General features: G+C 67.1%; 17 protein-coding genes. 15 read left to right on the forward strand and 2 right to left on the reverse strand.

Annotated features, from left to right (window positions below; translation table 11 throughout):
* Nucleotides 1–6: 6 nt before the first annotated feature.
* From xpsH to gspD, 8 genes are read left to right on the forward strand one after another with little or no spacing between them, the layout of a single operon-like run.
* Nucleotides 7–501, forward strand: coding sequence for a type II secretion system protein XpsH (xpsH, locus tag ACUDTM_RS15415; protein WP_049417201.1), 495 nt, complete (start codon nt 7–9; stop codon nt 499–501).
* Complete coding sequence (gene xpsI, locus ACUDTM_RS15420; protein WP_061478437.1) at nt 498–917, forward strand: type II secretion system protein XpsI; 420 nt, start codon at nt 498–500, stop codon at nt 915–917. The genes xpsH and xpsI overlap by 4 nt, the downstream gene beginning before the upstream one ends.
* Complete coding sequence (locus ACUDTM_RS15425; RefSeq protein WP_072168885.1) at nt 914–1,546, forward strand: type II secretion system protein J; 633 nt, start codon at nt 914–916, stop codon at nt 1,544–1,546. Before xpsI ends, ACUDTM_RS15425 begins: the two co-directional genes overlap by 4 nt.
* Nucleotides 1,543–2,406, forward strand: coding sequence for a type II secretion system minor pseudopilin (locus ACUDTM_RS15430; protein ID WP_353080389.1), 864 nt, complete (start codon nt 1,543–1,545; stop codon nt 2,404–2,406). Before ACUDTM_RS15425 ends, ACUDTM_RS15430 begins: the two co-directional genes overlap by 4 nt.
* Nucleotides 2,403–3,548: a PilN domain-containing protein gene (locus ACUDTM_RS15435; RefSeq protein WP_188241608.1), complete on the forward strand. Its 1,146-nt coding sequence runs from the start codon at nt 2,403–2,405 to the stop codon at nt 3,546–3,548. The genes ACUDTM_RS15430 and ACUDTM_RS15435 overlap by 4 nt, the downstream gene beginning before the upstream one ends.
* A complete protein-coding gene (gspM, locus tag ACUDTM_RS15440) occupies nt 3,523–4,236 on the forward strand; it encodes a type II secretion system protein GspM (RefSeq protein ID WP_061478433.1) in 714 nt (237 codons plus the stop codon). The genes ACUDTM_RS15435 and gspM overlap by 26 nt, the downstream gene beginning before the upstream one ends.
* Nucleotides 4,226–5,014, forward strand: coding sequence for a general secretion pathway protein GspN (locus ACUDTM_RS15445; protein ID WP_072168888.1), 789 nt, complete (start codon nt 4,226–4,228; stop codon nt 5,012–5,014). The genes gspM and ACUDTM_RS15445 overlap by 11 nt, the downstream gene beginning before the upstream one ends.
* Before the next feature lie 9 nt (nt 5,015–5,023).
* Complete coding sequence (gene gspD, locus ACUDTM_RS15450) at nt 5,024–7,225, forward strand: type II secretion system secretin GspD (protein ID WP_072168889.1); 2,202 nt, start codon at nt 5,024–5,026, stop codon at nt 7,223–7,225.
* Nucleotides 7,226–7,383: 158 nt separating this feature from the next.
* Here the strand turns inward: gspD and ACUDTM_RS15455 are convergent.
* Nucleotides 7,384–8,735 (reverse strand): IS3 family transposase gene (locus ACUDTM_RS15455; RefSeq protein ID WP_445391216.1). Its coding sequence is split into 2 segments (ribosomal slippage): nt 7,384–8,288 and nt 8,288–8,735, totalling 1,353 coding nucleotides; the frame shifts between segments, so codons are not numbered across the junction.
* 504 nt (nt 8,736–9,239) lie between these two features.
* Between ACUDTM_RS15455 and ACUDTM_RS15460 the strand changes: the two genes are divergently transcribed.
* The 3 genes from ACUDTM_RS15460 (at nt 9,240) to pncB (ending at nt 12,214) form a co-directional block, all read left to right on the forward strand.
* Nucleotides 9,240–10,091, forward strand: coding sequence for a glycosyltransferase family 2 protein (locus tag ACUDTM_RS15460; RefSeq protein WP_445391401.1), 852 nt, complete (start codon nt 9,240–9,242; stop codon nt 10,089–10,091).
* Entirely contained in the window at nt 10,088–10,927 is an 840-nt protein-coding gene (locus tag ACUDTM_RS15465; protein WP_353080390.1) for a glycosyltransferase family 2 protein, read from the forward strand. Before ACUDTM_RS15460 ends, ACUDTM_RS15465 begins: the two co-directional genes overlap by 4 nt.
* A gap of 108 nt (nt 10,928–11,035) precedes the next feature.
* Nucleotides 11,036–12,214, forward strand: coding sequence for a nicotinate phosphoribosyltransferase (gene pncB, locus ACUDTM_RS15470; RefSeq protein ID WP_005415236.1), 1,179 nt, complete (start codon nt 11,036–11,038; stop codon nt 12,212–12,214).
* A 10-nt stretch (nt 12,215–12,224) separates the two neighbouring features.
* Here the strand turns inward: pncB and ACUDTM_RS15475 are convergent, their stop codons facing one another.
* On the reverse strand, nt 12,225–12,590 hold the full coding sequence (locus tag ACUDTM_RS15475; RefSeq protein WP_072167823.1) for a hypothetical protein: 366 nt from the start codon (nt 12,588–12,590) through the stop codon (nt 12,225–12,227).
* A gap of 459 nt (nt 12,591–13,049) precedes the next feature.
* Here ACUDTM_RS15475 and ACUDTM_RS15480 point away from each other — a divergent pair, with 459 nt between their 5' ends.
* From ACUDTM_RS15480 to ACUDTM_RS15495, 4 genes are all read left to right on the forward strand, one after another.
* Nucleotides 13,050–13,589: a fimbrial protein gene (locus ACUDTM_RS15480; RefSeq protein ID WP_005415238.1), complete on the forward strand. Its 540-nt coding sequence runs from the start codon at nt 13,050–13,052 to the stop codon at nt 13,587–13,589.
* An 85-nt stretch (nt 13,590–13,674) separates the two neighbouring features.
* On the forward strand, nt 13,675–14,403 hold the full coding sequence (locus tag ACUDTM_RS15485) for a fimbrial biogenesis chaperone (protein ID WP_353080392.1): 729 nt from the start codon (nt 13,675–13,677) through the stop codon (nt 14,401–14,403).
* A 92-nt stretch (nt 14,404–14,495) separates the two neighbouring features.
* A complete protein-coding gene (locus ACUDTM_RS15490) occupies nt 14,496–17,060 on the forward strand; it encodes a fimbria/pilus outer membrane usher protein (RefSeq protein ID WP_100477550.1) in 2,565 nt (854 codons plus the stop codon).
* Nucleotides 17,051–18,085: a fimbrial protein gene (locus ACUDTM_RS15495; protein ID WP_227838176.1), complete on the forward strand. Its 1,035-nt coding sequence runs from the start codon at nt 17,051–17,053 to the stop codon at nt 18,083–18,085. The genes ACUDTM_RS15490 and ACUDTM_RS15495 overlap by 10 nt, the downstream gene beginning before the upstream one ends.
* The last annotated feature ends 85 nt before the right edge of the window (nt 18,086–18,170 follow it).

Consider the following 18,170-nt stretch of genomic DNA (forward strand, 5'->3'; position numbering starts at 1 on the left):
CCGCGCATGACGTATTTCCTGCCGCGCCGGTTGCCCCACCCGCGCCTGCACGGCAGGCGCGCGGCGGGACTGTCGCTGCTGGAAATGCTGCTGGTGATCGCACTGATCGCGGCGATCGGCCTGATCACTGCCGCCGGCCTGTCGCGCGGCTTCGCCGGCATGCAGCTGCGCAGCGCAGGCAAGGACATCGCCAGCCAGCTGCGCATGGTGCGCGCGCAGGCGATCGCCCGCGGTGAACCGCAGCGCTTCGTCATCGAGCCGGCGCGGCGGCGCTGGGAAGGCGCCAACCAGCGCCACGGTGAGGTGCCCGCACAGCTGCAGGTGCAGTTCGAAGGTGCCGCACAGCTGGCCACCGCGCCGGGGCAGGGCGTGATCGAATTCCATCCCGATGGTGGCTCCAGCGGTGGCCGCATCCGGTTGCAGCGCGACGGCGCCGAATGGCGCGTCGACGTCGGCTGGCTCACTGGCGAGGTCCGCTCCGGCCCCTGGCGGGCGCAATGAAGCGGCGCGCGCGTGGCTTCACCCTGCTGGAAGTGATCATCGCCTTCGCCCTGCTGGGCCTGGCGTTGACCCTGCTGCTGGGCAGCCTGTCCGGCGGCGCAAAACAGGTGCGCGATGCCGAGTTGCGCACGCGCGCGGTGCTGCACGCCCAGTCGTTGCTGGCCGAAGCCGGTGTCGACACGCCGCTGCAGGTGGGCAGCCAACAGGGTGACTGGGAACAGGGGCGCTATCACTGGGAACTGCAGGTTCAGCCGTGGGTGGAGCCCCGCGCCGGCACTGTCGGGCAGGCGACCTCACCGGGTACTGCATGGCTGGCGGAGCTGCAGTTGCAGGTGCGCTGGGGCGACAGCGAACGCGAGCAGCTGCGCTGGCGCAGCCTGCGCCTGTTGCCGCCCGACCTGGAGAATGCCCGGTGAGGCGCCGCGCCGCAGGGTTCACCCTGGTCGAAGTGATGCTGGCCACCGTGCTGCTGGCCGGCGGCCTGGCGTTGGCCTTTGCCAGCGTGCGCTCGGCGATGGCGGTCAGCCAGCGCGGCGAGCAGATCGCCGCCGAAAGCGAACGCATGCGCGCGGTGGAATCGTTGCTGCGCAGGCAGCTGGCGGCTGCGCTGCGCACGCCGCTGGAAGTTCCGGATCCCACCCGCGAGCCGGTCTTCTTCCAGGGCGAAGAGCAGCGCATGCTGTTCGCCGCCGACCTGCCCGGCTACCTCGGCCGTGGCGGACCCTACCTGCATGCGCTGCAGGTCGACGGACACGATGGCCACCAGCGCCTGCTGCTGGAGCTGGTGCTGCTGCAGGAAGGCGAGCGCATCGCCGAGAACCCGCCGCGCCCGCCCGAGGTGCTGGTGGAAAACCTGAAGTCGGTGCAGCTGCGCTATCGGGGTATCGATGCCAGCACCGGGCAGGTGACTGACTGGATGCCTCGCTGGGACGACACCCGCCGCCTGCCGATGCTGGTGGAGATCCAGATCGCGCCGGCCCGGGGTGCGCCGTGGCCGCCGCTGGTGGTGGCGCTGCGCGCCGGTGGCAGCGGAGGCGCGCGATGAGGCATCAGGGTGGGGCGGCACTGGTGCTGGTGCTGTGGCTGATCGCGTTGATGACCGCGCTGGTCGGCGCATTCGCGCTGAGCGCACGGGTCGAACACCTGCAGCAGCGCGTGCTGGATGACGATGCACGCGGGCAGGAACGTGCGCGCGCCGGCCTCGAATATGCACTGCTGCGCCTGTCGGCCGATCCGCAGCGCGCGCCCTGGCGTGCCGATGGCCGGACCTATCGCTGGCAGTTCGACGACGCCAGCATCGAGATCAAGGTGCTGGACGAGAACGGCAAGATCAACCTGAACCTGGCCGATGCCGCGCTGCTGGCCGCCTTCCTCAAGGCACTGGGTGAAGACGATGCACAGGCCCGGCAGCTGGCCGGGGCCATCATCGACTGGCGTGACGAGGACAGCCTGCTGCAGCCGGGCGGTGGTGCCGAAGCGCAGGACTACGCCGCAGCCGGGTTGCCCTATGGCCCACGCAACAAGCGGTTCGAGACCCTGGGCGAGCTGCAGCGCGTGCTGGGCATGCGCGGCACGCTGTACCGGGCGATGTTGCCGCACCTGACCCTGTACAGCCGCCAGGCGCGGCCGGATCCCCAGTTCGCCGGCGCACCGGTGCTGACCGCACTGGGCCTGGATGCGGATGCCGTGCTGGCGCAGCGCGCCCAGCAGGAGCGTGATGCAGATTCCGCTGGTGGTACGACAACGCTTGCCAGCAGCAGCGGCACCTATAGTATCGAGTCCGCTGCCATCGACAGCAGTGGACGCAGGTCGGTGTTGCAGGCAGTGATACGCAGTGGCTCGGGCGGGGTTCCCGGGCGGACCTACACAGTGCTTCGCTGGGAGCAGGGAATGACAGCAAGATGACGGCGTGGCAGGACAGTCTGCGGCAGGTGCAGGGCCGGATCGGCCCGGGCGCTGGCCGTTTCCTGCGCTGGTGGCGGCAGTCGCTGCTGGCCTGGGTACCGGTGCGCTGGCAATGGGCGTTGGGCTGGGGCCAGGCCCGCCTGTTGCTGCAGCCTGAGAGCGACCAGCTGCAGGTCTGGCGTGAGGCCGGTGAACGCCGCGAAGTGGTGGCGCGCCTGCCGTGGCCGCTGTCGCCGGTGGAACTGGACCGGGTACTCGAGCCGCGCCTGCGCAGCCTGCCCCGGGTGTGGCTGCTGCCCGCGGCGGATGTGCTGCGGCGCACGCTGCGCCTGCCCGCCGCGGCGGCCGACCGCCTGCGTGCCGTGGTCGGTTTCGAGATCGACCGGCAGACCCCGTTCGAAGCGTCCCAGGTCAGCTATGACGTGCGTGAACTCGGCGCGGGCGGTGAAGGGCAGTTGCAGGTCGAACTGGTGGCGTGGCCACTGCGGCAGCTGGAAGCATGGCGCATGCGGGTGGGCCAATGGGCCGATGCGCTGGCCGGCGTCGATGCCATCGATGCGCAGGGCAACGTGTTGCAGGTGAACCTGCTGCCGCCCGCGCAGCGCCAATTGCGGCCAGACCCGATGCGGCGCTGGAACCTGCTGCTGGCAGCGGCATCCGTCGTGATGCTGGTACTGGCCGCGGTGCAGTTGCTGGACAACCGCCAGGCCGCCGCCGACGAACTGCGTGCGCAGGTCGAGCGCAGCGCGCGCAGCGCGCGTGGCGTGGCCAGCGAACGCGCGCAGCTGCAGGCGCTGATCGATGGTGCTGCATTCCTTGAGAAGCAGCGCAGCCAGCGCGCCGGTACGGTGGAGATCTGGAACGAACTGACCCGGCGCCTGCCGGAAGGCACCTACCTGGAAAAGCTGGCGATCGAGAACAACAACCTGCAGCTGATCGGCCTGAGCCGCGAGGCATCGCAGCTGGTGCAGCTGCTGCAGGACGCACCGCAGTGGCGCAAGGTCAACCTGACCGGGGTGCTGCAGGCCGATGGCGCGGCCAGTGGCCGCGACCGCTTCACCATGACCGCCGAACTGCAGCCGTTGCCGGCCGCAGCACAGACCCCGGAGGCGGCCGATGCCGATGCCAAGCGCACGCCGTGATCGCTGGTTGGCGCTGGCACTGCTGCTGGCAGTGCTGGGCCTGGCCTATCTGCTGCTGGTGCACCCCTGGTTCACCCAGCCGCTGCGTGCGATCGACGCCGATGTCGCCGCCCTGCGCGAACGCGAGTCGCGCGTGCAGGCGCAGCTGCAGCAGCAGCCGCAGATCGAACAGCGCCTTCGCGCTACCCGCGAGGCACTGCAGCAGCGGCCAGGCTTCCTGCGCGAAGCCACCGCCGAAGCTGCCGCCGCTGCATTGGGCGCCCGGCTGCAGGATGCGGTAGCGATGGCCAGCCCGGGCAACCGCAGCTGCACCATCAGCAACCGCACGCCGCTGACCGACAACCGGCGCGATGCCGAGTTCGTGCGCGTCGCCATGCAGGTGCGCCTGCGCTGCGGCGTGGCCGAACTGGCCACCGTGCTGCACAGCCTCGAAACCGGCAGCCCCCGCCTGTTCGTCGACAACCTCAACCTGATCGCGCAGCGCTTCCAGCAATCGCCGAACGAATCGGGGCTGGGCCTGGATGTGTCCTTCGAGCTGGCCGGCTATCTGCTGCCAGGCGCCGCCGCCGATGGCACGGTTCCGGCGCCCGCTGCAGCGCCGACGCCGGCTGCTTCGCCGGCCGAGGCCACGCCGGCGCCCCAGCCGGCGCCCCCGTCCGAAGGGCAGGAGGTGGCCGATGAAGCTTGAGCAGATCAGCCTGCGTACCGGCTTCCTGCTGGCACTGGCCGGCTGGGCGGCGGCGGTCTGGCTGGCAACCGTCTTCGGGCTGGGCAGCCAGCTGCCGGGCGCCGACGGTGATGCCGACGCCGCGCCATCGCTGCCATCGCTGCCGCCGCTGGCTGCAGAGCGCATGGCCAGCGCCGACAGCTACAGCGCGATCGGAGAGCGCCCGCTGTTCGCCGAAGACCGCAGGCCGCGGCCCTATCTGCTGGGGGGCAGCGAACCGGCGGCCAGTGCCGCGTTGCGCCTGACCGGCGTGCTGCTGACCGGCGATTTCGGCATGGCCACCTTCACCACCGAACAGAACCGCTCGCTGCGCCTGCGTCTCAACGGCGAAGCCGTGGATGGCTGGCAGCTGGTCGCGCTGCAGCCGCGCCAGGCGACGGTGATCGGCCCCGGTGGCAACCAGGTCCTGGAACTGGCCGTGTTCAACGGCCAGGGCGGTGAGCCGCCGACGGTGCTGCGCGGTGCCAACGGTGTACCGCCTGCAGGTGCGATCGTTGTGCCGCCTTCGGCGGGTGCTCCGCCGGCGCCGTCCCCGGTCGCGGCCACCCCTCCGACGCCGCCCGCCGGCAATGCCCCCACACCTGCGGCGTCAGCTGCAAAAACACCACCGGCCAACAACAACGGTCCCAGCGAAGCGCAGATGCAGGCCATCCGCGAACGCATCCAGGCCCGCCGCCGCCAGCTGCAGCAACAGCAGCAACAACCGTCGCCGCCCCCGGGCGATGGCACCAACCGATAGAGTGAATGCATGAACCTGCGTTTTCTTCCCTGGTCCTTTGCCCTCACGCTGCTGGTCGGCTGCAGTACGGTGTCCGCGCCGCACGTGCAGCGCAACGGCAACCTGTCGCCCAGCGCCGCTGCCGGCCAAGCGGCCGACGTCGCTGCTGATGCCGCCCGCGAAAGCCAGGGCGCACCGCAGGCGGTGATCCGTCGCGGCACCGGCACCATGATCAACCGTGAGGCCGCGCGCGCACCGGCCCCGGCGCTGCATGGCGCCAGCACCGGCGAGGCCACCTTCAACTTCGAAGGCGAATCGCTGCATGCGGTGGTCAAGGCCATCCTTGGCGACATGCTTGGCCAGAACTACGTGATTGCACCGGGCGTGCAGGGCACGGTGACCCTGGCCACGCCCAAGCCGGTCTCGCCGGCGCAGGCGCTGAACCTGCTGGAGATGGTGCTGGGCTGGAACAACGCGCGCATGGTCTACAGCGGCGGCCGCTACAACATCGTCGCCGCCGACCAGGCGCTGGCCGGCACGGTCGCGCCGAGCACCGCGCCGGCGGCCAGCGCACGCGGCTTCGAGGTCCGCGTGGTCCCGCTGCAGTTCATCTCCGCCACCGAGATGAAGAAGGTGCTGGAGCCGTATGCGCGTCCCAACGCCATCGTCAATGTGGACAGCGGCCGCAACGTGATCACCCTCGGTGGTACGCGCGCAGAACTGGAAAACTACCTGCGCACCGTCGAGATCTTCGACGTCGACTGGTTGTCGGGCATGTCGGTGGGCGTGTTCCCGATCCAGTCGGGCAAGGCTGAGCAGGTCGCGGCCGACCTGGAAAAGGTGTTCGGCGAAGAGAGCAAGACGCCCAGTGCTGGCATGTTCCGTTTCCTGCCGCTGGAGAACGCCAACGCCGTGCTGGTGATCACGCCGCAGGTACGCTACCTGGACCAGATCCAGCAGTGGCTGGATCGCATCGACACCGCAGGTGGCAGCGCCCGCCTGTTCTCCTATGAGCTGCGCTACATCAAGGCACGCGATCTGGCCGAGCGCCTCAGCGAGGCCTTCGCCAGCAGTGGCAACCGCGGCGCCTCCAGCCCGGCCTCGCTGGCGCCAGGCGCCATCCCGTCGCAGCTGGGCGGTGACGGCGATCGTGGCATGGACAACAACAGCAGCACCCTCGGCTCGACGCTGGGCGGGAGCAGTGGCAGTGGCAGCAGCAACGGCAGCCTGAACCTGCCGCAGCGCCAGCCCGGCAACGTCAGTGTCAGCCTGGAAGTGGAGGGCGACCGCGTCGGCGTGTCGGCGGTGGAGGAGACCAACACCCTGCTGGTGCGCTCGACCCCGCAGGCCTGGCGCTCGATCCGCGAGGTGATCGAGAAGCTGGACGTGATGCCGCTGCAGGTGCACATCGAGGCACAGGTGGCCGAAGTCGCGCTGACCGGTGACCTGAAATACGGCGTGAACTGGTTCTTCGACAACGCCGTGGCCGGTCGTGCGCTGACCGGCGCACTGGCGGGCCTGACCCTGCCGCCGGCAGCGGGCGGTTCGTGGAATACCTTCGCCGGCGGTGTCACCGGCAACGATGGCGTAGGCTGGGCGTTCACCGGTCACAACGCGGCCGCCGTGGTCAGCGCGCTGGACAAGGTCACCGACCTGCGCCTGCTGCAGACACCGTCGGTGTTCGTGCGCAACAACGCCGAGGCCACGCTCAACGTTGGCGACAAGGTGCCGATCAACACCACCACGGTGAATACCGGCGTGGGCACCAGCACCTACAGCTCGGTGCAGTACATCGACACGGGCGTGATCCTCAAGGTGCGCCCGCGCGTGACCCGCGATGGCACGGTGTTCCTGGATATCGTGCAGGAGGTCAGCAGCGCCTCCGACGTGCCGGACGCCTGCAACCCGAACGAGCGCAACTGCAATCCGCGCATCTCGACCAAGAAGCTGTCCACCGAAGCGGCGGTACAGAGCGGCGACACCATCATGCTGGCGGGCCTGATCACCGACTCGGCCACCGATGGCAGCAGCGGCATTCCGGGCCTGAGCAGGATCCCGGTGGTCGGTGCGTTGTTCGGGCAGAAGACCCGCACCAGCCGTCGTTCGGAGGTGATCGTGCTGCTGACCCCGACCATCGTCCGCAACAACCAGGAATCGCGCAACCTGACCGATGAGTACAGCAAGCGCTTCCGCGCGATGGAGCCGCTGAACCAGCCGCGCGCGAAGAAGTAAGGGGTTACGGCCGGGCGGCGCCCGGCACCCGCAGAGGCCAGAGCAACGGCAACAGCCAAAGCAACAGCGGGTTTACTGAGGGATGGCGGGGCACTGTGGGTTTGCGGGGACGCCGTAAACCCATCCATGAAGTGACCCCCGAGACTTGGACGGTGGGGTCAGGCGGCTGCTTGGGCCTGTTCCCGGTACTTTACCGGGCTTAGCCCCTTCAATTTCAATCTGATTCGCTCTTGGTTGTAGTACTTGATGTACTCCACCAGCCCGGCCTCCAGGCTTTCGATGCTGTCAAATCTGTTCAGGTAGAAGAACTCCGACTTCAGCGTCCCGAAGAAGCTTTCCATTGCCGCATTGTCCAAGCAGTTGCCACGTCGGGACATGCTTTGCTTCAACGAGTGCTTTTCCAGCATGTGCCGGTAGTTCTCATGCTGGTACTGCCAGCCCTGGTCGGAGTGGATCATTGGCCGCTCATCCGGCGAAAGCTTCTTGATGGCCTCCTCCAGCATCTGACCTACCAGATCGAACACAGGCTGGCGCTTGATCTGATAAGCCACGATTTCACCGTTGTAGAGGTCCATGATCGGCGACAGGTACAGCTTCATGCCTTGCACCTTGAACTCGGTGACGTCGGTCACCCACTTCTGGTTGGGCCGCTCGGCATGGAACTGGCGATTGAGGTCATTGCCAACCACAACATTGGCGGCCCCTTTGAAGGACCGGTAGCGCTTCACGCGTACCCGTGATTTCAGGCCCATCTCCCCCATCAGGCGCTGTACCCGCTTGTGATTGGTCCGATGGCCCTGATTGGCCAGTTCCAGCGTCACCGTGCGATACCCATAGCGCCCTTGGCTTTGATCGTAGATTGCCCGGATGCGCTCGCACAGGGCTGCCTCATCCTGATCCGGATGGGCCAGGACATGGTTCTGGTAATAGAACGTACTGCGTGACAGCTCTGCCGCTTCGAGCAGAAGCGACAGCGTATGAACCTGCCTCAATCCTTGGATGGCTTGCGCTTTGCGTCCTGCGCCGCCTGCTCTTCCCGGATCAAGGCATCGAGTTTTTTTAGGTAGTCGGTCTCCGCACGCAGATAGGCGACTTCCTTGAGCAGCTCATCGCGGCTCATTTCCTCAGGTGGCTTGGACGAGCGGGTCTTTTTCATCGGCTTTCGGGGCGGCGGCGGAGGTGGTGCCAGCGCTTGGGCACCGCCTTGAGCATACAGGCGACGCCACCGACCCACCGCGCCGGCATCGCCAATTTGAAAGTAAGTGGCGGCCTCCCGCCCGGACATGCCGTCCTGGCCCATCTTCTTCAGGACAGCCAGCTTGAATGCGAGGTCATAGGACTGGGCCTGGCGGCGAAACCCGCGCCAACCATGCAGCCGATAGGTCGCCACCCAGCGCCTGACCGTGGAGAACTCCAGGCCGTAGCGACGAGCAACGGCTTTGACCGATGTGGAGGTCTTGCAGGCCTCTTTGGCGACCTGCAGTTTGAAACGCGCGTCGTATCTGTTCATGTATCCCTCGGGGTTGGATCTGATGTCCAACTCCCGGGGGTCACTTCACCATGGGGGCTTGGTCGCCGCATCCATGCGGCTCACACCCCGCAAACCCACAGTGCCCGCCTTCGACAGTGTGCTGCTGTTGGTAGGTGTCGACCTTGGTCGACACGGTAGATCCACGCCATGCGTGGATGACTGTCTGTCAGATTTCGAAATCAGAAAAAGGGGTCAGATCCGTTTTCCAGAGGAAAACGGATCTGACCCCAGCTTTTGCTGGCAGAGCGAAGAAATCTGTCGAAGGCGGGGTGGGTCCGGTTGCGGGGGCGTCCGCGGCATGGATGCCGCGGCCAAGCCCCAAGGATGGGTTTACGGCGTCCCCCGCAACCGGACCCACCCCGCCATTCCAAGGATAGCCGGCTTCTGCTGTTGCTTCGGCTCCGGCCTCTGCAGGCGCCGGGTGCAACCCGGCCGATACCCTCCCGGTGCTACGCTGTGGCCACCGACAACCACGGAGGCGGGATGGGGGCGATCGTGTTGTTGCCGCTGTGTGTGGACGATGCCGCGCTCGACCGCTGCCTGGCCGCACTGGATGCCGGCACCGCGCCGGGCACCGCGGTCTGGCTGGCCGATGACGCGCAGGCAGGGCCGCGTGCGCAGGCCGTGGTCGAGCACTGGTTGGCGCATACGCCGCTGCAGGCCGAGTACACCCGGCGCGCGCGGCCACTGGGCGAGGTTGCCCATCTGGATGAGATGCTGCGCGCCTGCGATGGCCTGGACGTGGCCGTGCTGGCGCCGGACAGCGTGCCGTCGCCCGGCTGGTTGCAGCAGTTGCAGGATGCCTTCGCCCGCGATGCCGCCATCGCCACCGCGACCCCCTGGTGCAATGCCGGCGAGACCGCGGCGTGGCCACGGCTGGGCGAGATCAATCCCGAACCCCATGACCCGGCCTTGCTGGCGCATACCTGCGCTACATTGCCGACGCTGCACCCGGAGTTGCCATCGGCGGTCACCCACGCGGTGCTGGTACGTGGCAACGCGCGCCGCCGTGCCGGTGGCCTGGACGTGGACAGCTATGCCGGCTGGAATGCCGCGCTGATCGATCTCAGCCTGCGCGTGGCGGGCCTGGGGTGGCGCAATGTGTTGTGCGAGACCGCGTTCGTCAGCCGGGCAGGGGAGGCGGTCAGCCGCGATGGCGACCTGGAGGCCCTGGCGGCACGCTGGCCGGCCTGGGTGCCGCGGCTGGCCGATTTCCTGATGCACGATCCACTGCACGGTCTGCGTGACGACCTGCAGCAGCGCATGCGGCAGGCGATAATGCCGAAGGAACAGGGCGACCTGTTTGTCCCGCCCGCGCCGGAGCCTCACGTTTGAATGCAACCATTGCCGCCATCGTCGTCACCTACCAGAGTGGCAGCACCATCGATGCCTGCCTGTCGCGCCTGCGCCAGGCGCAGGACATCGCCGAGATCCGGGTGATCGACAATGGTTCGCTGGATGGCACGCTGGACATCGTGCAGCGGCATGCCAGCCATGACCCGCGCGTGCGCTTCGTCGGCAATCCGGACAATCCCGGCTTTGCCGCCGCCAACAACCAGGGCGTGGCCGACTTGCACAGCCCGTGGCTGGCCTTCATCAACCCGGACCTGATGATTGAGCCGGACACCCTGACCGAATTGCGCAGCCGTGGCGAGGTGCTGGGCGATTGCCTGCTGGGCGTGGAGCAGGTGGACGAGCACGGCCACGCCGATGAAGCGGTGCGCCGTCGCGATCCGGATTTCCTGCTGATGCTGCGCTCGCCGGGCAAGGGCTCGAAGCTGGCGGTTCCGCGCGATCCACACCAGGCCGTGCAGCCCGTGCCGGCGTTGTCCGGTGCGCTGCTGATGATGCCGCGTACCCTGTTCGAGCGCATCGGTGGTTGGGATGCGGGTTACCGCCTGCATGCCGAGGACCTGGATCTGTGCCGCCGCGCACGCGAGGCCGGCGCGGTGGTGGCGATCGCCAACGACCTGCAGGTTACCCATGTGCGCGGCGTCTCCAGCCGCTCGCGGCCATTCTTCGTGGAATGGCACAAGCACAGGGGGCTGTGGCGCTACTTCCAGAAGTTCGAAGCGAAGCAGCGGTCGCTGCCGGTACGCGTTGCGGTGTGGGCCGCGATCTGGGCGCATGCGGCGATGCTGGTGCCGAGGCTGCTGCGCAGGTCGCTGTAGCGCCGCAGGAGCATCCACGCATGGCGTGGATCTACCAATGCTGTTCCCCGTGAGCCGAGCGTGGCCGCAGGCACCCCGGTTCACGCCGCCGGGCGCATAATCCGCTCCATGCCTATCATCCAGTCCCTGCTCGACACCGACCTGTACAAGTTCACCATGATGCAGGCGGTGCTGCACCAGCACCCCGGCGCCCAGGTGCAGTACCGGTTCAAGTGCCGTACGCCCGGCATCGACCTGGCCCGCTACATCGACCAGATCGACGAAGAAATCGACCACCTGTGCAGCCTGCGCTTCAGCGACGCGGAGCTGGACTACATGCGTGGCCTGCGCTTCGTGAAGCCGGATTTCGCCGATTTCCTCGGCCTGTTCCACCTCGACCGCAAGTACATCCAGCTGCGCGCGTCGACGGCCGTGCCCGGCGAGATCGAACTGGACATCACCGGCCCGTGGCTGCACACCATCCTGTTCGAAGTGCCGCTGCTGGCGATCATCAACGAAGTCTGGTTCCGCAACACCACCACGGCCGACTTCGCCGAAGGCGAGCGCCGCCTGCAGGCCAAGGCCGCGCTGCTGCGCGATACCCCCGGCTTCGAACAATGCCGCATTGCCGACTATGGCAGCCGTCGCCGCTACTCGCGTGACTGGCACGCGCGGCTGCTGCCGCTGCTGCGCGATGCACTCGGCCCGCAGCTGGTCGGCACCAGCAACGTCCACTTCGCGCGCCTGTACGGCATGACCCCGCACGGCACCATGGCCCACGAGTACCTGCAGGCGTTCCAGGCGCTCGGCCCGCGCCTGCGTGATTCGCAGGTGGCGGCACTGGAATCGTGGGCGCGCGAGTACCGTGGCGATCTGGGCATCGCGCTGTCCGACGTGGTCGGCCTGGACGCGTTCCTGCGCGACTTCGACATGTATTTCTGCAAGCTGTTCGACGGTGTGCGCCATGACTCCGGCGATCCGTTCGACTGGGGCGACCGCATGCTGGCGCACTTCCAGCAGCGTCGCGTCGATCCACGCAGCAAGGTGCTGGTGTTCAGCGATGGGCTCGACATCGCCAAGGTCATGCGCCTGTACGACTACTTCCGCGGTCGCTGCCAGGTCGCGTTCGGCGTCGGCACCCACCTGACCAATGACCTGGGCCCGACGCCGCTCAACATCGTCATCAAGATGGTCCGCTGCAACGGCCAGCCGGTGGCCAAGCTCAGCGATTCGCCCGGCAAGAGCATGTGCGACGACCCGGGTTACCTGGCCTACCTGCGCCAGGTCTTCGAGCTGCCGCCGGCGTAAATACGTCGGCTTACAGGTAGTCGACCACCACCAGGTAGGCGCCCTGCAGCGGCTGCTGCTTCGAAGCCTGCACGCTGTAACGCTCGGAGAAGGCGATATCGCCGGCGCGCATCGCGCTGGCCGACACCGACAGCTTCTGGCCCTGGCGCTTGCCATCGCGCAGCATCGCGGCCTGGCCATCGGCCAGTGCCGTCACTTCCACCGTCGAGCCCTTGGCCGACGGCGGGCAGGCCGCCAGGCTCAGCTCACCCTGGGACAGGTTCGTCGTGCAGCCCGGCTCGGCGATGCGGCCGCTGAAACGGATGCTGCCGCTGCTGGCCTGGGCCAGCGCACTGACGGACATCAGGGCCACACATAGCAGAATGGAATTCCTCATGACACGTTCTCTGGTTCGGTGTGTCCTAGTTAGCGACAGGATCGATCCGCCTTTAATAGGACAAATCCGAATCTGCTAGGGCCATCACCAAGAAAGAGTGATGCGCATCAAATAAGGTGATTTCCGCCTGAAAAATGCCTGTTTCCGCGCCTGCCGAACGCGCCTCTCAACGCGTCATCCACGGTTGTCCGCGACCTGGCGGCCCCGTCGTCAAAGCTTCCACGCGTCCCAGGTGCTGATTCCGCCTATCACGTCACATTTAGGGCGTCAATGAATTGGCGTTCAGAAAAATAATGAGACTTTCATCACAGTTGTGCATATACTTGCGTCACGGATTCAGGGGAAGGTATGTCCGAGTCCGGCCACAGGTGAGACGCAAGGATGGGTCTTGTTAGCCCGGCAGTGCTCCTTGCTTCCTCCTCTACTTCTCATCTCTTCAGTAGGGTTAGGTAAAAGCGAATGCACAAGATCAACCTCATTGCCGCTCTGATGCTGGCCGCCGCTCCGCTGGCCGCCAACGCCGCCGACGGCACCATCACCTTCAATGGCAAGGTGACCGACAAGACCTGCACCATCTCGACCCCGGGCGGCAAGGACTTCGCCGTGACCCTGCCGACCGTGTCGAAGAACACCCTGGCTACCGCCGGTGCCGTTGCGGGCCGTACCCCGTTCGCCATCAACCTGACCAAGTGCAGCGCCGGCAACGTCGCCACCTACTTCGAGCCGGGTTCGACCGTCGACTTCAACAGCGGCCGCCTGGTCAACCAGGCCTCGGCCAACGCTGCCACCAACGTGCAGCTGCAGCTGCTGGGCTCGAACAACCAGTTCCTGCCGATCAAGGCTGCCGGCGCTGGCCTGGCCCAGACCAACTCGCAGTGGGTCACCGTCGGCACCGACGGCTCGGCCGACCTGAACTACTACGCTGAGTACTACGCCACTGCCGCCGCCACCCCGGGCGACGTCACCAGCAGCGTCAAGTACACGATCATCTACAACTGATCGTAGCTGTACCCGCATTGGCCGGCGTACGCGCCGGCCAGTGCTCCGCGGCCCCTGGCCACACCCCTCGAGCGTAGTACTTCCGATGAAAGCACTCTTTCCCCGGGCGCTGCTGCTGGCAGCGTTCACGCTGCCCCTCTGCCAGAACGCACTGGCCGGCGTGGTGGTCAATGGCACGCGGGTGATCTACCCGGCACAGGCGCGCGAAGTCACCGTGCAGGTCGACAACGTGGGCGACTCGCCCGCACTGGTCCAGGCCTGGATCGACAGTGGCGACGCCAACCAGACCGCCGATACCAGTGATGCTCCGTTCGTGCTGACGCCGCCGATCGCGCGCGTCGAGCCGGGCCGCAGCCAGGCGCTGCGCCTGATCTTCTCCGGCGCACAGCTGCCGACCGATCGCGAGACGGTGTTCTGGCTCAATGTGCTGGACGTACCGCCGTCGCCGGACAACGCCGACAGTGGTGACCAGAATTACCTGCAGGTGGCGTTCCGTTCGCGCCTGAAGCTTTTCTACCGGCCGCAGGGCCTGAAGGGCGTCGCCAACGACGCACCGGCAGCGCTGCGCTGGACCCGCAATGGCGACCACCTGCGGGTGGAAAACCCGAGCCCCTTCCACGTCACTCTGGCCGAAGTGCATGCCGTGACCGGCAGCAGCGAAAAGGCCGTCGAGGACAAGGGCGCGATGGTCGCGCCGAAGCAGAGCCTGGAGTTCGCCGCACCGGCGGGCACGCAGCAGGTGCGCTTCGTCACCATCAATGATTACGGCGGCCGGGTCGAGCACTCCGTCCGCCTCGACAGCACCGGGAGCTGAACGCGCCGCGCCGGCCAAGGGCCTGCGCATCCCGCCACCGCCGCCGTGCGGCGAATTGAAGGAATGTCAGTGTGATCGGAAACAGATTGACATTGTCGATCCATCAGGCGCTTTGCCTGCTGGTTGTTGGCGCGGCCTGCCCAGGATGGGCGCTGGCTGCACCGGCCAATCTCGGCGAACAGGCGCTGATGGCGCAGAGTGGTGCGGCCAATGCGCGTGCACCGGAATCGGCCCAGTTCAATTCCAGCTTCCTGTCCGGCCAGGCCAAGCAGGTCGACCTGGCGGCCTTCAGCAACGGCAACCCGATGGTGGCCGGCAATTACCGCGTCGACGTCTACGTCAACGGCGCCTGGCAGGGCCGTCGTGACCTGCAGTTCAAGGCCGATGCACAGGGCCGTGTCGACGCCTGCCTGCCGCTGCCGATGCTGGAAGAAATGGGCGTGGACAGCGAGGCCGTGCTGCTGCAGCAGGACCCGACGCTGCCGACCGACACGACCAGCTGCGTGCCGGTGCAGCAGCGCATGGCCAATGCCTATGGTGTCTACGACAGCGGCAACCTGCGCTACGACCTCAGCATCCCGCAGGTGTTCCTGCGCCGCGAGGCGCGCGGCTACGTCAACCCGGCGCTGTGGGACCGCGGCATCAATGCCGGTTTCGTCGGCTACAGCTTCAATGCCATCGACAGCAACAGCCGTGTCGAAGGTGGCCAGCGCAACCGCAGTGCCTATCTCGGCCTCAATGCCGGCCTGAACCTGGGCGGCTGGCAGTTCCGCCACGACTCCAACCTGACCTGGTCCGAGGGTGACGGCCGCCATTGGCAGAGCATTGCCACCTACGCACAGCGCGGTATCCCGCAGGTGCGCGGCATGCTCACCATCGGTGAGGCCTATACCACAGGCGAGCTGTTCGACTCGATCGGCTACCGCGGTGCCAGCCTGGCCAGCGACGACCGCATGCTGCCCGATTCGCTGCGCGGCTACGCGCCGGTGGTGCGCGGCATCGCCGAGACCAATGCGCGCATCGAAGTGCGCCAGAACCAGCAGCTGATCTACTCCTCCACCGTTTCGCCGGGCAACTTCGTCATCGATGACCTGTACCCGACCGGCTACGGCGGCGACCTGGAAGTGAGCGTGATCGAGGCCGACGGCCGCCGCCGCGAATTCAAGGTGCCGTTCGGCTCGGTGCCGCAGATGCTGCGCGAAGGCGTGTCGCGTTACTCGCTGACCGCCGGCCAGGTGCGCAACAAGCTGCTGGCCGACGAACCCTGGCTGGTGCAGGGCACCTACCAGCGCGGCATCGGCAACCAGCTGACCCTGTACGGCGGCAGCGCGCTGAGCGATGGCTACCTGTCGCTGCTGTACGGTGTCGGCCTGTCCACGCGGGTCGGTGCCTTCGCGGCAGACGTCACCCATGCACGCACCTCGTTCGACCACTACGGCAGCCACACCGGCGCCAGCGTGCGCTTGAGCTACAGCAACATGATCGGTGAGACCGGCACCAACCTGACCCTGGCCGCCTACCGCTACTCGACCGAAGGTTTCTACAGCCTGCAGGACGCGCTGTATGGCCGTGACTCGGACAAGCGCGGCATCGATCCGACCACCCGTGGTCGCCAGCGCAGCCAGTTCCAGGTGACCTTGAACCAGCCACTGGGCCGTCGTGGCGGTGCGCTGTACGTGACCGGTTCGGTGCGTGACTTCTATGACCGCTCCGGCACCTCCAAGCAGTACCAGGTGGGCTACAACAACGCCTGGCGTTCGGTGAACTACGGATTCTCGGCGCTGCGCACCGAAGAAGGCGTGCTCGGCCGTTCCGACACCCAGTACCTGCTGTCGATGAGCGTGCCGCTGGGCCGTGGTACCCACCCGGTGTCGTTCAGTGCCGATCTCGGCGTGCGCGACCGCGGTGGCTACGACAACAGCCGCGTCGGCATCACCGGTTCGGCCGGCGTCGACAACAACTTCAGCTACGGCGTGGCCCTGTCCGATTCCCGCGAGGGTGGCACCACGGCGGTCGGCAATGCCGAATACCGCAGCCGCTACTCCGCGTTGAATGCCACCTACAGCCACTCGCGTGATTTCCGCCAGGCCTCGGTCGGTGCCAACGGCAGCGTGGTGGTGCATCCGGGGGGCTTCACGTTCACCCCGCAGCGTGGCGACACCATGGTGCTGGTCGAGGCCCCGGGCGCGCGCGATGCGATCGTCAGCAACGCCCCGGGCCTGCGCGTCGATGGCCGCGGCTACGCCGTGGTGCCGTACGTGTCGCCGTACCGCCTCAACACCGTCACCCTCGATCCGCAGGGCATGGCCCACGACGTCGAGCTGGAAAGCACCAGCCAGTCGATCGCACCGTTCGCCGGTGCCATCAGCTACCTGCGCTTCGATACCCGCAAGGGCAACGCGTTGCTGATCCAGGTACGCAACCCGGATGGCCGCAGCATGCCGTTCGGTGCGCAGGTCAAGGATGAGCAGGGCCAGCCGGTCGGCATGGTCAGCCAGGGCGGCCGCCTGTACGTGCGCAGTGAAAAGAACCAGGGTCGCCTGCTGGTGGAGTGGGGCGCCGGTGCCGACCAGCGCTGCACCATCGATTACCAGGTTCCGGCGGGCGCCGATGCGTCCAAGACCGGCTTCATCCCGCTGGAGGCAGCATGCCGATGATTTCTTCCCGTGGCCGCAAGGCGCTGACGGGCGTTGTACTGCTGGGTGGCGCACTGCTGGCACAGCAGGCCAGCGCGTCGTGCCGCATCCAGTCCAGCTGGTTCACCGCGCAGGACGTGACCATGGACATGGGCCAGATCGTGATCCTGCCCAGCACGCCGGTCGGTGGCGTGATCAAGGAGATCAGCGAGCCGATCAACCAGCAGAACAGCGTGGCACGTTGCGACTGGTCCGGTGGCCGTTCCACTGGCGAGTACGTCAACGCCGCGCAGAAGCGTCCGGTGGCCGGCTTCTCGAACGTCTATGAAACCGATGTGGCGGGCGTAGGTATCCGCCTGTACCGGGACTCCGGTGCGATCCAGACCTACTATCCGCACACCATCAATTTCGGCAGCAGCAGCACCATCTCGCTGGTGGGAGGCACGTTCCGCATCCAGCTGATCAAGACCGCTGCCCAGACCGGCTCGGGCGTGATCGCGCCGAACGGCCGCTTCACCACCTACTACTTCGACGGTGATGGCCCCGGTCGCCCGGTGCTGACCTCGACCTTCAAGGGCTCGGGCACCACCGTGGTCAGCCCGACCTGCGAAGTGCAGGCCGGCAGCCGCAACATCGCCGTCGACTTCGGCAGCGTGCCCAACACCACCTTCACCGGTGTCGGTTCGCGCGCGGTCGATCGTGATTTCGAGATCCGCCTGAACTGCCAGGGCAGCAATGTTGCCGCCTACCAGAGCAAGATCGGCATCCGTCTCGATGCCGACCAGGACAGCTCGAACATGCCGGGCGTGCTGAAGCTCAGCGCGGCCACCAACAGCGCCACCCGCATCGGCATCCAGATGGTCCAGCGCGTTGGCACCACCGAGCGCGAAGTGCGCTTCGGCCAGACCATCAACGTCGGCACCACCGCGCCGGGGACCAGCGTCATGGCGCTGCCGCTGCGTGCGCGCTATGTGCAGACCCAGGCTGGCACAGTCGGCGCAGGTGTCGCGAACGGCCAGGCCACCTTCACCATCCAGTACGAGTAAGCCCGCCCGGGCGGCTGCCCCTGCTGCGTTCCGCCGCAACGTCGCCCGTCCCACGGGCGGCGTTGACTGCGTCTTGATCTTCCAA

This window comes from Stenotrophomonas maltophilia group sp. vghtpe118 (assembly GCF_052605195.1).

Bases quoted from the DNA above. Each gene is read 5' to 3' on its own strand.
- ACUDTM_RS15435 (WP_188241608.1), top strand. From the start codon at position 2,403: ATGACGGCGTGGCAGGACAGTCTGCGGCAGGTGCAGGGCCGGATCGGC.
- ACUDTM_RS15495 (WP_227838176.1), top strand. From the start codon at position 17,051: ATGCCGATGATTTCTTCCCGTGGCCGCAAGGCGCTGACGGGCGTTGTA.
- ACUDTM_RS15485 (WP_353080392.1), top strand. From the start codon at position 13,675: ATGAAAGCACTCTTTCCCCGGGCGCTGCTGCTGGCAGCGTTCACGCTG.
- gspM (WP_061478433.1), top strand. From the start codon at position 3,523: ATGCCGATGCCAAGCGCACGCCGTGATCGCTGGTTGGCGCTGGCACTG.
- gspD (WP_072168889.1), top strand. From the start codon at position 5,024: ATGAACCTGCGTTTTCTTCCCTGGTCCTTTGCCCTCACGCTGCTGGTC.
- ACUDTM_RS15475 (WP_072167823.1), bottom strand. From the start codon at position 12,590: ATGAGGAATTCCATTCTGCTATGTGTGGCCCTGATGTCCGTCAGTGCG.
- pncB (WP_005415236.1), top strand. From the start codon at position 11,036: ATGCCTATCATCCAGTCCCTGCTCGACACCGACCTGTACAAGTTCACC.
- ACUDTM_RS15430 (WP_353080389.1), top strand. From the start codon at position 1,543: ATGAGGCATCAGGGTGGGGCGGCACTGGTGCTGGTGCTGTGGCTGATC.
- xpsI (WP_061478437.1), top strand. From the start codon at position 498: ATGAAGCGGCGCGCGCGTGGCTTCACCCTGCTGGAAGTGATCATCGCC.
- xpsH (WP_049417201.1), top strand. From the start codon at position 7: ATGACGTATTTCCTGCCGCGCCGGTTGCCCCACCCGCGCCTGCACGGC.
- ACUDTM_RS15445 (WP_072168888.1), top strand. From the start codon at position 4,226: ATGAAGCTTGAGCAGATCAGCCTGCGTACCGGCTTCCTGCTGGCACTG.
- ACUDTM_RS15460 (WP_445391401.1), top strand. From the start codon at position 9,240: ATGGGGGCGATCGTGTTGTTGCCGCTGTGTGTGGACGATGCCGCGCTC.
- ACUDTM_RS15480 (WP_005415238.1), top strand. From the start codon at position 13,050: ATGCACAAGATCAACCTCATTGCCGCTCTGATGCTGGCCGCCGCTCCG.